The sequence below is a fragment of the Amycolatopsis anabasis genome (assembly GCF_009765355.1).
Lineage (GTDB): Bacteria > Actinomycetota > Actinomycetes > Mycobacteriales > Pseudonocardiaceae > Amycolatopsis > Amycolatopsis anabasis.
In genome coordinates this window covers 229,338-245,989 of sequence record NZ_VTHK01000003.1, presented here as the reverse complement: position 1 = coordinate 245,989, position 16,652 = coordinate 229,338, and the positions used below count along the sequence as shown (strand labels likewise).

At 67.6% G+C, this 16,652-nt stretch carries 17 protein-coding genes; 12 read left to right on the top strand and 5 right to left on the bottom strand.

Features of this window, described 5'->3' with window-relative positions:
* Nucleotides 1-87 precede the first annotated feature (87 nt).
* Nucleotides 88-3,999, top strand: coding sequence for a DNA-directed RNA polymerase subunit beta' (locus FXO23_RS05310; RefSeq protein WP_158881320.1), 3,912 nt, complete (start codon nucleotides 88-90; stop codon nucleotides 3,997-3,999).
* Between the two features lie 142 nt (nucleotides 4,000-4,141).
* Here FXO23_RS05310 and FXO23_RS05305 read toward each other — a convergent pair whose 3' ends face one another.
* From FXO23_RS05305 to FXO23_RS05285, 5 genes are all read right to left on the bottom strand, one after another.
* Nucleotides 4,142-4,951, bottom strand: a complete 810-nt coding sequence (locus FXO23_RS05305) for a M15 family metallopeptidase (RefSeq protein WP_158881318.1) — start codon at nucleotides 4,949-4,951, stop codon at nucleotides 4,142-4,144.
* 207 nt (nucleotides 4,952-5,158) lie between these two features.
* Entirely contained in the window at nucleotides 5,159-5,881 is a 723-nt protein-coding gene (locus tag FXO23_RS05300) for a hypothetical protein (RefSeq protein WP_158881316.1), read from the bottom strand.
* 48 nt (nucleotides 5,882-5,929) lie between these two features.
* Complete coding sequence (locus FXO23_RS05295; RefSeq protein ID WP_158881314.1) at nucleotides 5,930-7,129, bottom strand: hypothetical protein; 1,200 nt, start codon at nucleotides 7,127-7,129, stop codon at nucleotides 5,930-5,932.
* A 7-nt stretch (nucleotides 7,130-7,136) separates the two neighbouring features.
* The gene (locus FXO23_RS05290; RefSeq protein ID WP_246256923.1) at nucleotides 7,137-7,511 is read right to left on the bottom strand and encodes a hypothetical protein; all 375 of its coding nucleotides are present in this window, start codon (nucleotides 7,509-7,511) and stop codon (nucleotides 7,137-7,139) included.
* Nucleotides 7,511-8,068, bottom strand: coding sequence for a YbaB/EbfC family nucleoid-associated protein (locus FXO23_RS05285; protein ID WP_158881312.1), 558 nt, complete (start codon nucleotides 8,066-8,068; stop codon nucleotides 7,511-7,513). Before FXO23_RS05285 ends, FXO23_RS05290 begins: the two co-directional genes overlap by 1 nt.
* A gap of 166 nt (nucleotides 8,069-8,234) precedes the next feature.
* On the opposite strand from FXO23_RS05285, the gene FXO23_RS50705 reads away from it, so the two are divergent.
* The 11 genes from FXO23_RS50705 to rpsS all read left to right on the top strand — a co-directional run bounded on the left by FXO23_RS50705 (nucleotide 8,235) and on the right by rpsS (nucleotide 16,638).
* Nucleotides 8,235-8,402, top strand: coding sequence for a hypothetical protein (locus tag FXO23_RS50705; protein ID WP_179956676.1), 168 nt, complete (start codon nucleotides 8,235-8,237; stop codon nucleotides 8,400-8,402).
* Nucleotides 8,403-8,800: 398 nt separating this feature from the next.
* On the top strand, nucleotides 8,801-9,175 hold the full coding sequence (gene rpsL / locus FXO23_RS05280) for a 30S ribosomal protein S12 (RefSeq protein ID WP_003102113.1): 375 nt from the start codon (nucleotides 8,801-8,803) through the stop codon (nucleotides 9,173-9,175).
* The gene (gene rpsG, locus FXO23_RS05275; protein WP_158881310.1) at nucleotides 9,175-9,645 is read left to right on the top strand and encodes a 30S ribosomal protein S7; all 471 of its coding nucleotides are present in this window, start codon (nucleotides 9,175-9,177) and stop codon (nucleotides 9,643-9,645) included. Before rpsL ends, rpsG begins: the two co-directional genes overlap by 1 nt.
* 64 nt (nucleotides 9,646-9,709) lie before the next feature.
* Nucleotides 9,710-11,809, top strand: a complete 2,100-nt coding sequence (gene fusA, locus FXO23_RS05270; protein ID WP_158881308.1) for an elongation factor G — start codon at nucleotides 9,710-9,712, stop codon at nucleotides 11,807-11,809.
* A gap of 126 nt (nucleotides 11,810-11,935) precedes the next feature.
* Complete coding sequence (tuf, locus tag FXO23_RS05265) at nucleotides 11,936-13,129, top strand: elongation factor Tu (protein WP_158881306.1); 1,194 nt, start codon at nucleotides 11,936-11,938, stop codon at nucleotides 13,127-13,129.
* A 376-nt stretch (nucleotides 13,130-13,505) separates the two neighbouring features.
* Nucleotides 13,506-13,811, top strand: a complete 306-nt coding sequence (gene rpsJ, locus FXO23_RS05260; RefSeq protein WP_020668427.1) for a 30S ribosomal protein S10 — start codon at nucleotides 13,506-13,508, stop codon at nucleotides 13,809-13,811.
* 31 nt (nucleotides 13,812-13,842) lie between these two features.
* Nucleotides 13,843-14,499, top strand: coding sequence for a 50S ribosomal protein L3 (rplC, locus tag FXO23_RS05255; RefSeq protein WP_158881304.1), 657 nt, complete (start codon nucleotides 13,843-13,845; stop codon nucleotides 14,497-14,499).
* On the top strand, nucleotides 14,496-15,179 hold the full coding sequence (gene rplD, locus FXO23_RS05250) for a 50S ribosomal protein L4 (protein WP_158881302.1): 684 nt from the start codon (nucleotides 14,496-14,498) through the stop codon (nucleotides 15,177-15,179). Before rplC ends, rplD begins: the two co-directional genes overlap by 4 nt.
* Entirely contained in the window at nucleotides 15,179-15,490 is a 312-nt protein-coding gene (gene rplW, locus FXO23_RS05245; RefSeq protein WP_158881300.1) for a 50S ribosomal protein L23, read from the top strand. The genes rplD and rplW overlap by 1 nt, the downstream gene beginning before the upstream one ends.
* A 14-nt stretch (nucleotides 15,491-15,504) precedes the next feature.
* Nucleotides 15,505-16,338 carry a 50S ribosomal protein L2 gene (gene rplB, locus FXO23_RS05240; RefSeq protein WP_158881298.1) on the top strand — a complete coding sequence of 278 codons (834 nt, stop codon included), beginning with the start codon at nucleotides 15,505-15,507 and terminating at the stop codon, nucleotides 16,336-16,338.
* Between the two features lie 18 nt (nucleotides 16,339-16,356).
* Nucleotides 16,357-16,638 (top strand): 30S ribosomal protein S19, encoded by a 282-nt coding sequence (gene rpsS / locus FXO23_RS05235; RefSeq protein WP_158881296.1) that lies wholly within the window; start codon nucleotides 16,357-16,359, stop codon nucleotides 16,636-16,638.
* The last annotated feature ends 14 nt before the right edge of the window (nucleotides 16,639-16,652 follow it).

The following is a 16,652-nucleotide window of genomic DNA, read 5'->3' as shown; positions in this document are numbered from 1 at the left end:
CCTGGGCGGGAGACACCTCCCGCGTCTCCCGCCCGGGTAGCCAACCCCCTCTTCTAGCCGAATCAACCCCAAGGGGATGCAAGCCACGTGCTGGACGTCAACTTCTTCGATGAACTCCGGATCGGCCTGGCCACCGCCGACGACATTCGCCAGTGGTCCTTCGGCGAGGTGAAGAAGCCGGAGACCATCAACTACCGCACGCTCAAGCCGGAGAAGGACGGGCTCTTCTGCGAGAAGATCTTCGGTCCGACCCGCGACTGGGAGTGCTACTGCGGTAAGTACAAGCGGGTCCGCTTCAAGGGCATCATCTGCGAGCGCTGCGGCGTCGAGGTGACCCGCGCCAAGGTCCGCCGCGAGCGGATGGGCCACATCGAGCTGGCCGCCCCGGTCACGCACATCTGGTACTTCAAGGGTGTGCCGTCGCGGCTGGGCTACCTGCTCGACCTGGCGCCCAAGGACCTCGAGAAGATCATCTACTTCGCGGCCTACGTGATCACCGGGGTGAACACCGAGCTGCGGCACAACGACCTCCCGACGCTGGAGAACGAGATCGGGGTCGAGCGCAAGAACATCGAGACCAAGCGCGACTCCGACATCGAGGCCCGGGCGCAGAAGCTCGAAGCCGATCTGGCCGAGCTCGAGGCCGAGGGCGCGAAGTCCGACGTGCGCCGCAAGGTCAAGGAGGGCGGCGAGCGCGAGATGCGCCAGCTCCGCGACCGGGCCCAGCGCGAGCTGGACCGGCTCGAGGAGGTCTGGAGCACCTTCACCAAGCTCGAGCCGCGGCAGCTGATCGCGGACGAGCTGCTCTACCGCGAGCTGATCGACCGCTACGGCGAGTACTTCACCGGTGGCATGGGCGCCGAGTCCATCCAGAAGCTGGCCGCCGAGTTCGACGTGGCCGCCGAGGCGGAGAGCCTGCGCGACACCATCCGCAACGGCAAGGGGCAGAAGAAGCTCCGCGCGCTCAAGCGGCTCAAGGTGGTCGCGGCGTTCCAGTCGACCGGCAACGACCCGCGCGGCATGGTGCTCGACGCCGTTCCGGTGATCCCGCCGGACCTGCGCCCGATGGTGCAGCTCGACGGTGGCCGGTTCGCGACCTCCGACCTCAACGACCTGTACCGCCGGGTGATCAACCGGAACAACCGGTTGAAGCGGCTGATCGACCTCGGCGCCCCCGAGATCATCGTCAACAACGAGAAGCGGATGCTGCAGGAGGCCGTCGACGCGCTGTTCGACAACGGCCGCCGCGGCCGCCCGGTCACCGGTCCCGGTAACCGGCCGCTGAAGTCGCTGTCCGACCTGCTCAAGGGCAAGCAGGGCCGGTTCCGCCAGAACCTGCTCGGCAAGCGCGTCGACTACTCCGGCCGTTCGGTCATCATCGTCGGGCCGCAGCTCAAGCTGCACCAGTGCGGCCTGCCGAAGGACATGGCGCTGGAGCTGTTCAAGCCGTTCGTGATGAAGCGGCTGGTCGACCTGAACCACGCGCAGAACATCAAGTCCGCCAAGCGGATGGTGGAGCGGGCCCGCCCGCAGGTGTGGGACGTGCTGGAAGAGGTCATCACCGGCCACCCGGTGATGCTGAACCGGGCGCCGACCCTGCACCGCCTCGGCATCCAGGCCTTCGAGCCGCAGCTGGTGGAAGGCAAGGCCATCCAGCTGCACCCGCTGGTCTGCGAGGCGTTCAACGCGGACTTCGACGGCGACCAGATGGCCGTGCACCTCCCGCTGTCCGCGGAGGCGCAGGCCGAGGCGCGGATCCTGATGCTGTCGGCGAACAACATCCTGTCCCCGGCGTCGGGCCGCCCGCTGGCCATGCCGCGGCTGGACATGGTCACCGGCCTGTTCCACCTGACCCGGTGGAACGACGAGGCCGAGGGCGCCGGGCACGCCTACGCCTCGCCCGCCGAGGCGCTGATGGCGTTCGACCGCAAGGCGCTGTCCCTGCACGCCCCGATCAAGATCCGGATCTCCGACCGGCAGCCCGCGAAGGCCGACGAGGCCAAGCTGGCCGAGAACGGCTGGGAGCCGGGCCGCCCGTGGCTGGCCGAGACGACCCTGGGCCGGGTGCTGTTCAACGAGCTGCTGCCGGCGGACTACCCGTTCGTGAACGAGCCGATGCCGAAGAAGCGGCAGGCCGCGATCGTGAACGACCTCGCCGAGCGGTACTCCATGACGCAGGTCGCGCAGACGCTCGACCGGCTCAAGGACGCCGGGTTCTACTGGGCCACCCGGTCCGGCGTGACCGTGGCGATCTCCGACGTCGTGGTGCCCCCGGAGAAGAAGGAAATCCTCGACAGCTACGAGGCCAAGGCCGACCAGGTCGAGAAGCGCTACCAGCGCGGTCAGCTCTCGCACGCCGAGCGCAACAACGAGCTGGTCAAGGTGTGGGGCCAGGCGACCGAGGACGTCGCCAAGGTCATGGAGGACCACTTCCCGGACGACAACCCGATCTCGATGATCGTGAAGTCCGGGGCGGCGGGCAACATGACCCAGGTCCGTTCACTGGCCGGTATGCGTGGTCTGGTGTCGAACCCGAAGGGTGAGTACATCCCGCGCCCGATCAAGGCGAACTTCCGCGAGGGCCTGTCGGTGGCGGAGTACTTCATCGCCACGCACGGTGCCCGCAAGGGTCTCGCCGACACCGCGCTGCGGACCGCCGACTCGGGTTACCTGACCCGTCGTCTGGTGGACGTGTCGCAGGACGTCATCGTGCGCGAGGTCGACTGCGGCACCAGCCGCGGCATCAAGATGAAGATCGGCCAGGACTTCGGCGACGGCAAGATCGTGCGCGAGCAGCACGTGGAGACCAGCGTCTACGCCCGCAACCTGGCCGACGACGCGACCGACGCGGCCGGCAACGTGGTGCTCAACCGCGGTGACGACCTGGGCGACCCGGCGATCGAGAAGCTGGTCACCAGCGGGATCACCGAGGTCAAGGTGCGCAGCGTGCTGACCTGCGAGTCGGCGGTCGGTATCTGCGCCACCTGCTACGGGCGTTCGATGGCGACCGGGCAGCTGGTGGACGTCGGCGAGGCGGTCGGCATCGTCGCCGCGCAGTCGATCGGTGAGCCGGGTACCCAGCTGACGATGCGTACCTTCCACCAGGGCGGTGTCGCCGGTGACGACATCACCACCGGTCTGCCGCGTGTGCAGGAGCTGTTCGAGGCCCGGGTGCCGAAGGGCAAGGCGCCGATCGCGGACGTCGACGGCCGGGTGCGCATCGAGGAGAGCGAGCGGTTCTGGAAGATCACGCTGATCCCGGACGACGGCAGCGAGGAGATCGTCTTCGACAAGCTGTCCAAGCGTCAGCGGCTCGCGAACACCCCGGACGGCCCGCTGCAGGACGGCGACCACGTGTCCGTCGGCCAGCAGTTGCTGGAAGGGACCCCGGACCCGCACGAGGTGCTCCGGGTCATGGGGCCGCGTGAGGCGCAGATGCACCTGGTGGACGAGGTCCAGAAGGTGTACCGGGCGCAGGGTGTGTCCATCCACGACAAGCACATCGAGGTGATCGTCCGGCAGATGCTGCGCCGGGTCACGATCATCGACTCCGGTTCGACCGACTTCCTGCCGGGCGAGCTGCCGGAGCGGACGAAGTTCGAGGCGACCAACCGCGCCTCGGTGGCCGAGGGTGGCGAGCCCGCCTCCGGTCGTCCGGTGCTGATGGGTATCACCAAGGCCTCGCTGACCACGGACTCGTGGCTGTCCGCGGCGTCGTTCCAGGAGACCACGCGGGTCCTGACCGACGCGGCGATCAACGGCCGCAGCGACAAGCTCGTGGGCCTGAAGGAGAACGTGATCATCGGTAAGTTGATCCCGGCCGGTACCGGGATCAACAAGTACCGCAACATCCAGGTGCAGCCGACCGAGGAGGCGCGGGTCGCTGCGTACGCGATCCCGTCCTACGACGACGGCTACTACACCCCGGATGTCTTCGGCACCGGCACCGGTGCGGCGGTCCCGCTGGACGACTACGACTTCGGCCGCGACTTCCGCTGACGCTGCACGCAACGAGCCCCCGGCCCACCCGGCCGGGGGCTCTTTGCTTGCCTCCCAACGGAATCCTCTCGTTTAGCGGGCTAAACGAGAGCCCGGCGCCCCGGCCGACCTACCATCCCCGCCCCGACCAGGGTGGACACGGTTAGCCCGCTAAACGAGAACCGGGGTGCAGGGAGTGCCGGGTGACGGGGAAGTCGAAGTAGGTGTCCGGGAAGGGTTCGTTCCGGAGGGTGTAGTGCCACCACTCCTCGGGCAGGTTCTTCATCCCGACGGCTTCCAGCGTGCCCTTGAGCAGTTGCCGGTTCGCGCGGGCCTCGCCGGTCACCCGGGGGTCGTCGGTGTGGGCGAGCGTGTCGAAGCAGTCGAAACCGGTGCCGGTGTCCACCGCGTTGTCCGGGAACCGGTCGGGCGCGTAGCAGGGCCGCAGCGGTTCGCCGGGGAAGTAGGGCCGCTGCGGTTTCGCGGGGAGCTTGACCAGGGTGAGGTCCATCGTGCTGCCCCGGCTGTGCCCGGACTTCGCGGCGATGTAGCCGTCCCGGAACAATGTCGTTTTGTCGATACGAGGGTAGAACTCGGCCTTCATGCGCTGGTCGGCGAGCCGCTCCGCCCAGCGGACGAAGTCGTCGACCGCGCGCTGCGGGCGGTAGCAGTCGTAGACCTTCAGCGAGTAGCCCAGCGGCACCAGCCGCCGCTGGGCCTCGCGCAGCGCCTCGGCCGCCGGGCGGGTCAGCAGGCACCGCGGCGCCAGGTACCCGTGCACCCGGCGGCCGACGAAGTTGTGCGGGGTGAAGTAGCGGATGTCGTGCAGGATCGTCGGATCGATCGCCCGCAGGTCGACGAACTCGCGGGGCGCCCGCCCGGGCGACGCCGCCGCCGGAACCCCCACCGCGGTGACCGACAGCAGCACGGCGAGCACCAGACCGCCCACCACGCGGAACCCAGGAATCCTCATCCCCCAGTCATAGCAACGATCCCACCTCGGATGCACTCGTTTAGCGGGCTAACTGAGGACCCGCGCCCGGCGGATCGGGGCGGGGGAAGGGAAACACGGTTAGCCCGCTAAACGGGAGTGGCGGGCCAGCCGGGGTGGCGGGTGGCGGTGAACCGCTCGGTGGCGGGCGGTTCGACGGGGCGGCCTTCGAACTGGGTGGAGGACCAGTCAGTGACGGTACTGCCAGGCGTGGTGCGGAATGCGCTCGAGCAGGCCGACCAGGAAATCGACCCGGGGGAGCAGGGACGCGGGATCGGCCGCACCATTCGACTCGGTGTACAGCAAACCGTATTCGAGCTGAACCGGATCGGTGAACCACTGAGCGTGCGCCGCGATCCATTGCAGCAGCTGATCGTTCAGCACGGCCGTGGCGAATTCCGCATTCGAGGTGGACACCTGAACCACGCCCCGATAAGCCTCGGGAATGGGGGCCGAGGCCCAGACGTCGGCCGGAACGGGACTCGCGATCGGCGGCCTGTCCAATTGCCGGGAAATCTGCAGGGAAAGACCGTTCTGGCGCACTGGAAGGAAATGCAGGCGAGGGCAGGAAGGTGTCGGAATCTCGACGACGTGGCTCCGGATATCGACCATTCCCGGGCTGTCGGTCGCGTTCCAGGAAGGGCGCGATTCGCGGCGGGAACCCTCGGCCACCCGCACCGGCCACCGGCCGCGCTGGAAATCGAGCGCGGATTCGTAACGCGTCATTCCCCAGACCCGTCCGGCGACCACTTCCGGCTGTCGCGCGGTCAGTGTGGCCGCGCGCGGCCGCGCCGCTTCCGGGCCGGTGTGCACGGTCCCGCCGAGTTGCCCGGCGAGGTTCGTCAGCGCGGTAACGCGTGCGGATTGCCGTCGCTGCTTGCGCAGGGCGCCGATGAGCGCGGCCAGGAGCATGATCGCCACCAGGGCGACGAGGACGATGACGCCGGTCGAATTCATCGGTCAGAAATCGAGCTGCTCTTCGGTCTGTTCCTTGCTCTGATCCTCGCCGACTTCGCCGTACTGGCCCGCTTTGTTGGCATTGTTCACGTGCCCCATCGGTTTCGCGGGCGCCGGTTTCCCGCCGGGCCCGATACCGACCTGGCCTTTCACGCTGCCCTTTCCGGCCTCGTACATCGATTTCGCGAAACCGCCGACCAGGCCGCCGTCGCCACCGGTGATCGCGGTCCCGTCTTCGTTCATCTTGTAACCGCTGAGCATCCGTTTCCCGACCGCGCCCTGATTGCTCCACAGTTTCGTGCTCGGCGACACCTTGGCGCCCTTGACCGAATTCCGCAGATCGCTGTGCAATGCGGCGCCCAGCTTCCGTTCCTGGTTCACCTTCTTGATCGCGGCGCCCGCGCGTTTGAGGAAGTCCTTCATCTTCGCCAGGAGTTCCTGGATCTTGTTCAGCAGCTTCTGCAGTTTGGAGACCTGCTTCGTCGCCTTGACGCCGGTCTGCGCGCCCTTCGCGGTGCTCACCGCCCCGGCCTCCGCGACGGACGCGCCGAAGGTGGGCACCGCCGCGGCCAGCGCCGGGATCCAGATCATGATCAGCCAGGTGATCAGCTCGGTCAGCAGCGCCTTGATGAAGTCCTCGATGACCGTCATGACCATGCTGGAGATCTGCAGCAGCTTCGCGATGTTCCCCGCCTCGCCGGCGATCCCGTTGACCCCGGCCGCGAACTCGGCGGTCCTCGTCGCGCCCTCGCCGGCCGCGTCGCCCTGCCAGCCGGACAGCGTCTTCTCCGCCTCCTGCTGGTACTTCGTCGCGAACTCCGCCAGGCCCTTGCCGATGCTGTTGAAGTTCCCGGCCGCGTTCGCCAGCGCCGGACCGTCGCCGCTGACCATGTGGATGAGGTCCTGCAGCGGCTGGACCAGGGTGATCAGGAAGTTCAGGCCCTGCCCGACCAGCCAGCCGATCGGATCGCTCGCGATCCCGGACACCGCGTCCGTGCAGGACTGGATGAACGACCCGGCGTCGGTCACCAGGCCGAACACCTCGGTGCCGGTCAGCTGGCCGTCCGACACCGCGCCGACCGTGTTGTCGACGCCCTTGACCAGCCCGCCCGCGACCGGAACGGCCTTGGCGACCTTCTCGCCGTACCCGTCTTCGGCGGTGATCGAGATACCGCTCTTCTCACCGGTCGTCTTCTCGCCCATGGCCGCCTCAGCTCTCGGGGTTCGCCGGGGCGCCACCGCTCGGGGCGCCGGTACCGGAGTACGGGTCGTCGAGTTTCTTGAGCAGGTCCTGCAGGAGCTTGGTGACGTCCTCCTCGAACCGCTGGTAGTGCTCGGCGGCGCCGGTGAACTTGTCCGAAGCGTGCTGGAGCCCCTCGGCCATGTCCCCGAGCAGGTCGTTCAGGTCGGCCAGCATGCTCGTGTAGTCCTGCTTGACGAAGATGCCGACCACGCCCCACGACTCGTTGCCCACATCGGACTGCTTGACCAGGTCGCCGATCTCGGTCGCGATGGCCTTCTTGTCCGCGAGGCTCTTCGCGTGCCCCTGGAGCGCGTCGACCGCGACGCCGAATCCGTCGGCCATCAGTGGTCCTCCTCGTCGAACAGGTTCTTCAGGAACCGGTCCCCGGCCGAATCGCCCGCCGCGGGCGCCGCGGGACGCGGGGTTTCCGGTTCCGCCCGGAGCACCGAACGCTGCGAGAAGTCGTCCGGCTGCTCGGCCGGCTTCGGGTGCTCTTCCGCCACCTTCGACCGCAGTTCGTCCACTGTGGTTCCGAGCAGTTCCGCCTGGGTCTCCAGGACCTGGTCGACGAGACTCAGGTCACCACCCATGTGGTCCTCGACGATCCCGGCCTGGCGGCGGGCCGATTCGGCCACCGCCTCGCGCAGGGTGGTCAGCAGCGCCGCGGACAGGGCCTGCGGGCGCTGCTTCAGCGCGTCCTCGGTGAACTGGATGTCCTTGATGGACCCGCCCGGGCCCGCGACCACGGTGATCGACCGGTCCGCGGAGGTGGCCGTGGCCTCCAGCCCGGTCAGTTCCTCCTGCATGCCGCCGAGGTGTTCCAGCCGGTCGTCGACGTTCGCCAGCTTGGCTTGGAACTTCTCGAACTGCGCGACGAGCTGCTCGAACTCCGCCGACACGATGCCTCCCCGTAGGCCGATTGCCGTGACTTGCGCCTCATGATGACCCATTCGGCCTGCTGCTGGGCGCCATCCGGGTGAATTGAGCTGCCCGAGCCACCCGTTCGGGCCGATAGGTAGCCTCACGCCCGTTGTGTTCACCGCAGGCGAGCAGAGGGAGGGCGACGTGAACGCCGACGAGAACACGGGGCAGGAGCAGGTCTGGGAGGAACCGCGGCCGCGCTCCACCGGCAAGCGGGCCGCGCCCGACGGCGCCGGGGTGCACCCGCTGATCGACCTGTCCCGCGACCCCAATCCGGGCAAGGCCGACCACGCCAAGCCGGACGAGGACTGACCAGCGGTTCTCGTTTAGCCCGCTAAACGAGAACCGATGGTCAGGGGCTTGCGGCGGTCCGGGTGCGCCGGGGGCGCCCGGGCCGTTCGCTGCCCTGCGTTCGGGGGCGATCCGGGGTACAGTGGACATTCGGCCGTGAAGTTGACCCCCGTTTTGCCGCCCCCAAGGCGGCCGGGTATCTTTGACGACCGTGCCCGGCACGCGTCGGGCCGCTCTGCGTGCCATTCGGCTTCGACGGGTGCTCCGGCGTCCGTTCGACGGCCCCGGCAAAGCGGAGTTCCACGGAAATCCCGACGGGAAGTTACCGGATCGCCAGATCCTGACGCGGGCCGACACGCCCGACCGCGGGGGCCGGGGAAGACCCGAATACAAGCAAGACGCGACAGAAAGCTGGTCCATTGCCCACGATCCAGCAGCTGGTCCGCAAGGGCCGCCAGGACAAGGCTGCCAAGCAGAAGACCGCGGCGCTCAAGGGGAGCCCGCAGCGGCGTGGCGTGTGCACCCGCGTGTACACCACCACCCCCAAGAAGCCGAACTCGGCGCTGCGCAAGGTCGCGCGTGTGAAGCTGACCAGCGGCATCGAGGTCACCGCCTACATCCCGGGCGAGGGCCACAACCTGCAGGAGCACTCGATGGTGCTCGTGCGCGGTGGTCGTGTTAAGGACCTCCCCGGCGTTCGCTACAAGATCATCCGCGGTTCCCTGGACACCCAGGGCGTGAAGAACCGCAAGCAGGCGCGCAGCCGGTACGGCGCGAAGAAGGAGAAGAGCTAATGCCCCGCAAGGGTCCGGCCCCGAAGCGGCCGCTGATCTCCGACCCGGTCTACGCCTCGCCGCTGGTCACCCAGCTGGTGAACAAGGTGCTGAAGGACGGCAAGCGCTCCCTGGCCGAGCGCATCGTCTACGGCGCGCTGGAAGGCGCCCGGGAGAAGACCGGCACCGACCCGGTCGTGACGCTGAAGCGCGCCCTGGACAACGTGAAGCCCACCATCGAGGTGAAGAGCCGCCGCGTCGGTGGCGCCACCTACCAGGTGCCGATCGAGGTCAAGCCCGGCCGGTCGACCACCCTTGCCCTGCGGTGGATCGTCGCCTTCTCGCAGCAGCGCCGCGAGAAGACCATGATCGAGCGCCTGCAGAACGAGCTGCTCGATGCGAGCAACGGCCTCGGGGCCAGCGTGAAGCGCCGCGAGGACACCCACAAGATGGCCGAATCCAACAAGGCTTTCGCCCACTACCGCTGGTGATCGCCGCCCGGCTGCCGACCAACGCCAGGCCGGGCCCCACGCTTCTAGACAGGGGAACACTGCAGTGGCACGTGACGTGCTGACCGACCTGAACAAGGTCCGCAACATCGGCATCATGGCGCACATCGACGCCGGTAAGACGACGACGACCGAGCGGATCCTGTTCTACACCGGGATCAACTACAAGATCGGCGAGGTGCACGACGGCGCCGCGACGATGGACTGGATGGAGGAGGAGCAGAAGCGGGGTATCACCATCACCTCGGCTGCCACCACCACCTTCTGGGCCGACCACCAGATCAACATCATCGACACCCCGGGTCACGTCGACTTCACCGTCGAGGTGGAGCGCAACCTGCGCGTGCTCGACGGTGCCGTGGCCGTCTTCGACGGCAAGGAAGGTGTCGAGCCCCAGTCCGAGCAGGTCTGGCGCCAGGCGGACAAGTACGAGGTCCCGCGCATCTGCTTCGTCAACAAGATGGACAAGCTCGGTGCGGACTTCTACTTCACCGTGCGCACCATCGAGGAGCGCCTCGGCGCCCGCCCGCTGGTCATCCAGCTGCCGATCGGCGCCGAGAACGAGTTCGAGGGCGTCGTCGACCTGGTCCGCATGAAGGCGCTGACCTGGCGTGGCGATGTGAAGAAGGGCGAGGACTACGAGGTCGAGGACATCCCGGCCGACCTCGCCGACCGCGCCGCCGAGTACCGCGAGAAGCTGGTCGAATCGGTCGCCGAGACCGACGACGAGCTGATGGAGAAGTACCTCGGCGGGGACGAGCTGACCGAGGCCGAGATCAAGGCCGGCATCCGGAAGCTCACCATCGCCCGCGAGGCCTACCCGGTGCTGGCCGGTTCCGCGTTCAAGAACAAGGGCGTGCAGCCCATGCTCGACGCGGTGATCGACTACCTGCCGTCGCCGCTGGACCTCCCGCCGGTCGAGGGCACCCTGACCGACGGCGAGACCCCGGCCACCCGGAACCCGTCGGTGGAGGAGCCGTTCTCCGCGCTCGCGTTCAAGATCGCCGCGCACCCGTTCTTCGGCAAGCTGACCTACATCCGGGTCTACTCGGGCAAGGTCGCCGCCGGCGCCCAGGTCATCAACGCGACCAAGGAGCGCAAGGAGCGGATCGGCAAGATCTTCCAGATGCACTCCAACAAGGAGAACCCGGTCGACGAGGCCCAGGTCGGCCACATCTACGCGGTCATCGGCCTGAAGGACACCACCACCGGGGACACCCTGGCCGACCCGCAGAACCCGGTCGTGCTGGAGTCGATGACCTTCCCCGAGCCGGTCATCAAGGTGGCCATCGAGCCGAAGACCAAGGCCGACCAGGAGAAGCTGTCGACCGCGATCCAGAAACTCGCCGAGGAGGACCCGACCTTCCGGGTCAGCCAGGACGAGGAGACCGGTCAGACGATCATCGAGGGGATGGGCGAGCTGCACCTCGAGGTGCTGGTGAACCGGATGAAGTCCGACTACAAGGTCGAGGCGAACATCGGTAAGCCGCAGGTCGCCTACCGCGAGACGATCCGCAAGACGGTCGACAAGCTCGACTACGTGCACAAGAAGCAGACCGGTGGCTCCGGTCAGTTCGCCAAGGTGATCATCAAGCTGGAGCCGCTGGCGACGACGGACGGTGCACTCTACGAGTTCGACAACAAGGTCACCGGTGGCCGCATCCCCCGGGAGTACATCCCCTCGGTGGACGCGGGCGCCCAGGACGCCATGCAGTACGGCGTGCTGGCCGGCTACCCGCTCGTCGGGTTGAAGCTGACCCTGTTGGACGGTGCGTACCACGAGGTCGACTCTTCGGAAATGGCGTTCAAGATCGCCGGTTCGATGGCGATGAAGGAAGCCGCGAAGAAGGCCAGCCCGGTACTGCTGGAGCCGATGATGGCGGTCGAGGTGACCACGCCCGAGGATTACATGGGTGACGTCATCGGTGACCTGAACTCCCGCCGTGGCCAGATCCAGGCCATGGAGGAGCGTTCGGGAACCCGTGTCGTGAAGGCACTGGTCCCGCTGTCGGAGATGTTCGGTTACGTGGGCGACCTGCGGTCCCGGACCCAGGGTCGTGCGAACTACTCCATGCAGTTCGACTCCTACGCCGAGGTTCCGGCGAACGTGGCGAAGGAGATCGTCGCGAAGGCGACAGGGGAGTAACACCCTGTAGTCGCGGGCTACCAGGGGTCCCCTAAGGTCCGCACAACCCGACCAGATCGATCAGGTCGCTGTCCGACAGCCACGTCGGCCGGTGAGCGAAGCTAAACAGTCCAGGAGGACATTCCAGTGGCGAAGGCGAAGTTCGAGCGGAGCAAGCCGCACGTCAACATCGGAACCATCGGTCACGTCGACCACGGGAAGACCACTCTGACCGCGGCGATCACCAAGGTTCTGCACGACAAGTACCCCGAGCTGAACGAGTCCCGGGCGTTCGACCAGATCGACAACGCGCCGGAAGAGAAGCAGCGCGGTATTACGATCAACATCTCGCACGTCGAGTACCAGACCGAGAAGCGTCACTACGCCCACGTGGACGCCCCCGGTCACGCCGACTACATCAAGAACATGATCACCGGTGCCGCGCAGATGGACGGCGCGATCCTGGTGGTCGCGGCGACCGACGGCCCGATGCCGCAGACCCGTGAGCACGTGCTGCTCGCCCGCCAGGTCGGCGTGCCCTACATCGTGGTGGCGCTGAACAAGGCCGACATGGTCGACGACGAGGAGATCCTCGAGCTCGTCGAGCTGGAGGTCCGTGAGCTGCTGTCCTCGCAGGAGTTCCCCGGCGACGACGCCCCGGTGATCAAGGTCTCCGGCCTGAAGGCGCTCGAGGGCGACGAGAAGTGGGCCGAGGCCGTTCTCGAGCTGATGAACGCCGTCGACGACAACGTGCCGGACCCGGTGCGTGACCTCGACAAGCCGTTCCTGATGCCGATCGAGGACGTCTTCACCATCACCGGCCGCGGCACCGTGGTGACCGGCCGGGTGGAGCGCGGCCAGGTCAACGTGAACGAAGAGGTCGAGATCGTGGGTATCCGCGAGAAGTCGACCAAGACCACCGTGACCGGTGTCGAGATGTTCCGCAAGCTGCTCGACTCGGGCCAGGCCGGTGACAACGTCGGTCTGCTCCTGCGTGGCATCAAGCGCGAGGACGTCGAGCGCGGCCAGGTCGTCGTGAAGCCGGGCACCACCACCCCGCACACCGAGTTCGAGGGTTCGGTGTACATCCTGTCCAAGGACGAGGGTGGCCGGCACACGCCGTTCTTCAACAACTACCGCCCGCAGTTCTACTTCCGTACCACGGACGTGACCGGTGTGGTGACCCTGCAGGAGGGCACCGAGATGGTCATGCCGGGCGACAACACCAACATCAGCGTCTCGCTGATCCAGCCGGTCGCCATGGACGAGGGTCTGCGGTTCGCCATCCGCGAGGGTGGCCGGACCGTCGGCGCGGGCCAGGTCACCAAGATCATCAAGTAGTTCGAACCGGAACCGGGGTGCGACCCACCCCGGTTCCGGCTTGAAAAATCGCGTATGCGAGACTATTAGGGTTGCTCGTCGCGGGGCGGCCGATCCGGTTTCGGATATCGGCCGCCTCGGCGCGAGCGGCCGGGGTTCGGACGCTGACGCGGACGGGCCAGGGGACGCCGAGCATTCGGCAGACCCCGTTGCGTTGAAGACCTAGGGCACGGCAAAGATCCTGCGGGATCGGTCTGTGCGGCGGGCGCGACACGCCCGACCGCGTGGACCGGGGAGCAGGGCCTGGACGTGCGAAAACTGGAGCAAAACGGCTCGCCGCTGAGCTTCCAGTGCGAGACAAGCGGCACGAGACGACAGACAGGAACGAGCAGCCATCATGGCGGGACAGAAGATCCGCATCCGGCTCAAGGCCTACGACCACGAGGCGATCGACTCCTCGGCGCGCAAGATCGTCGAGACGGTCACGCGCACCGGCGCCCGTGTTGTCGGGCCGGTGCCGCTTCCCACCGAGAAGAACGTTTACTGCGTCATCCGCTCGCCGCACAAGTACAAGGACTCGCGCGAGCACTTCGAGATGCGCACGCACAAGCGTCTGATCGACATCCTCGACCCGACGCCGAAGACGGTCGACGCGCTGATGCGCATCGATCTCCCGGCGAGCGTCGACGTCAACATCCAGTAAGCGTTGGGCGAGCGGCGGAGATAAGAGACTCATGTCTGACAGGCAAATCAAGGGCATCCTGGGCACCAAGCTCGGCATGACCCAGGTCTTCGACGAGAACAACCGGGTCATCCCGGTGACCGTCGTGCAGGCCGGGCCGAACGTGGTGACCCAGATCCGCACCAAGGAGAACGACGGCTACACGGCCGTGCAGCTGGCTTTCGGCGCTGTCGACCCGCGCCGGGTGAACAAGCCGCGGACCGGGCACTTCGAGAAGGCCGGGGTCACCCCGCGCCGGTACCTCGCCGAGCTGCGCACCACCGACGCCGAGACCTACGAGGTCGGCCAGGAGATCACCGCCGAGGTGTTCGCCGCCGGTGCGCAGGTCGACGTCACCGGGACCAGCAAGGGCAAGGGCTACGCCGGTGTCATGAAGCGGCACGGCTTCAAGGGCCAGGGCGCGAGCCACGGTGCGCAGGCCGTGCACCGCAAGCCGGGTTCCATCGGCGGCTGCGCCACCCCGGGCCGGGTGTTCAAGGGCCTGCGGATGGCGGGCCGGATGGGCAACGCCCGGGTGACCACGCAGGGCCTCAAGGTGCACGCGGTGCGTGCCGAGGACGGCCTGCTGCTGATCAAGGGCGCGGTGCCGGGTGTCAAGGGCAGCACGGTGTTCGTGCGGACGGCCGCGAAGGGTGGTGCGACCGAATGACCAGCGTTGAGCTGAAGACCCCCGCTGGCGCTGCGGAGGGCTCTGTGGAGCTTCCCGCCGAGATCTTCGACGTGCAGGCCAATGTGCCGCTGATGCACCAGGTCGTGGTGGGCCAGCTGGCCGCCGCGCGCCAGGGCACGCACGACACGAAGACCCGCGGTGAGGTTTCCGGTGGCGGCAAGAAGCCGTACCGGCAGAAGGGCACCGGGCGGGCCCGCCAGGGTTCGACCCGCGCGCCGCAGTTCGCCGGCGGTGGCACGGTCCACGGCCCCACGCCGCGGGACTACAACCAGCGCACCCCGAAGAAGATGAAGGCCGCCGCGCTGCGCGGAGCCCTCTCCGACCGGGCGCGCGCGGGCCAGGTGCACGTCGTCACCGAGCTGGTTACCGGTGAGAAGCCGTCCACGAAGGAAGCGAAGAAGACGCTGGCCGCGGTCACCGGGGCGAAGCGGGTTCTCGTGGTGCTGCACCGCGGCGACGAGCTGGCCTGGCTGTCGGCTCGCAACCTGCCGAACGTGCACCTGCTGTGGTTCGACCAGCTCAACACCTACGACGTGCTGGTCAACGACGACGTCGTGTTCACCAAGACGGCTTATGACGCCTTCGTGTCCGGGCCGGTCAAGGGCAAGGGCGCCAAGGCCAGCGCGCGTTCGAGTGAGGTTGAAGGGAGTGACGCGTAGTGAGCTCCGTGGCCATTCCTGACCCGCGCGACATCTTGCTCGCGCCGGTGATCTCCGAGAAGTCCTACGGGCTGCTCGAGGACCACAAGTACACGTTCGTGGTGCGCCCGGACGCCAACAAGACCCAGATCAAGATCGCGGTCGAGCAGGTCTTCGGCGTCAAGGTGGTCAGCGTGAACACGCTGAACCGCCAGGGCAAGCGCAAGCGGACCCGGTACGGCTTCGGCAAGCGCAAGGACACCAAGCGCGCCGTCGTGACGCTGTCCGCCGAGAGCAAGCCGATCGAGATCTTCGGCGGACCCGCCGCGTAAGGGACTGAGCAGACATGGGCATTCGCAAGTACAAGCCGACGACCCCGGGTCGCCGCGGTTCGAGCGTTTCCGACTTCGCCGAGATCACTCGGTCGACGCCGGAGAAGTCGCTGCTGCGTCCGCTGAGCGGCAGCGGTGGTCGCAACTCGTCCGGCAAGATCACCACCCGGCACAAGGGTGGTGGCCACAAGCGGGCGTACCGGCTGATCGACTTCCGCCGGAACGACAAGGACGGCGTGCCGGCCAAGGTCGCGCACATCGAGTACGACCCCAACCGGTCCGCGCGCATCGCGCTGCTGCACTACGCCGACGGCGAGAAGCGCTACATCATCGCGCCGGAGAAGCTCAAGCAGGGCGACCGGGTGGAGAGCGGCCCCCGCGCCGACATCAAGCCGGGCAACAACCTGCCGCTGCGCAACATCCCGGTCGGCACCGTGGTGCACGCGATCGAGCTCCGCCCCGGCGGTGGCGCGAAGATCGCGCGTTCGGCCGGCGCCAAGGTGCAGCTGGTCGCCAAGGACGGCCCGTACGCCCAGCTGCGGATGCCCTCGGGCGAGATCCGCAACGTGGACGTGCGCAACCGCGCCACCATCGGCGAGGTCGGGAACTCCGAGCACTCCAACATCAACTGGGGTAAGGCCGGCCGGAACCGCTGGCGGGGCAAGCGCCCCACCGTCCGCGGTGTCGTGATGAACCCGGTCGACCACCCGCACGGTGGTGGTGAGGGCAAGACGTCCGGTGGGCGTCACCCGGTGAACCCGAACGGCAAGCCGGAGGGCCGCACCCGCCGCCGCAAGCCGAGTGACAAGTTGATCGTCCGCCGCCGGCGTACCGGCAAGAAGCGCTGAGCAGGGAGGTAGAAGCACATGCCGCGCAGCCTGAAGAAGGGCCCGTTCGTGGACGACCACCTGCTCAAGAAGGTGGACGCGCTCAACGAGGCCAACAAGAAGACCGTGATCAAGACCTGGTCGCGCCGGTCCACGATCATCCCGGACTTCCTGGGACACACGATCGCGGTGCACGACGGCCGCAAGCACGTCCCGGTGTTCATCACCGAGGCGATGGTGGGTCACAAGTTGGGCGAGTTCGCCCCGACGCGGACCTTCAAGGGTCACATCAAGGACGACCGCAAGTCGCGCCGCCGCTGAGCGGGCACGAGACA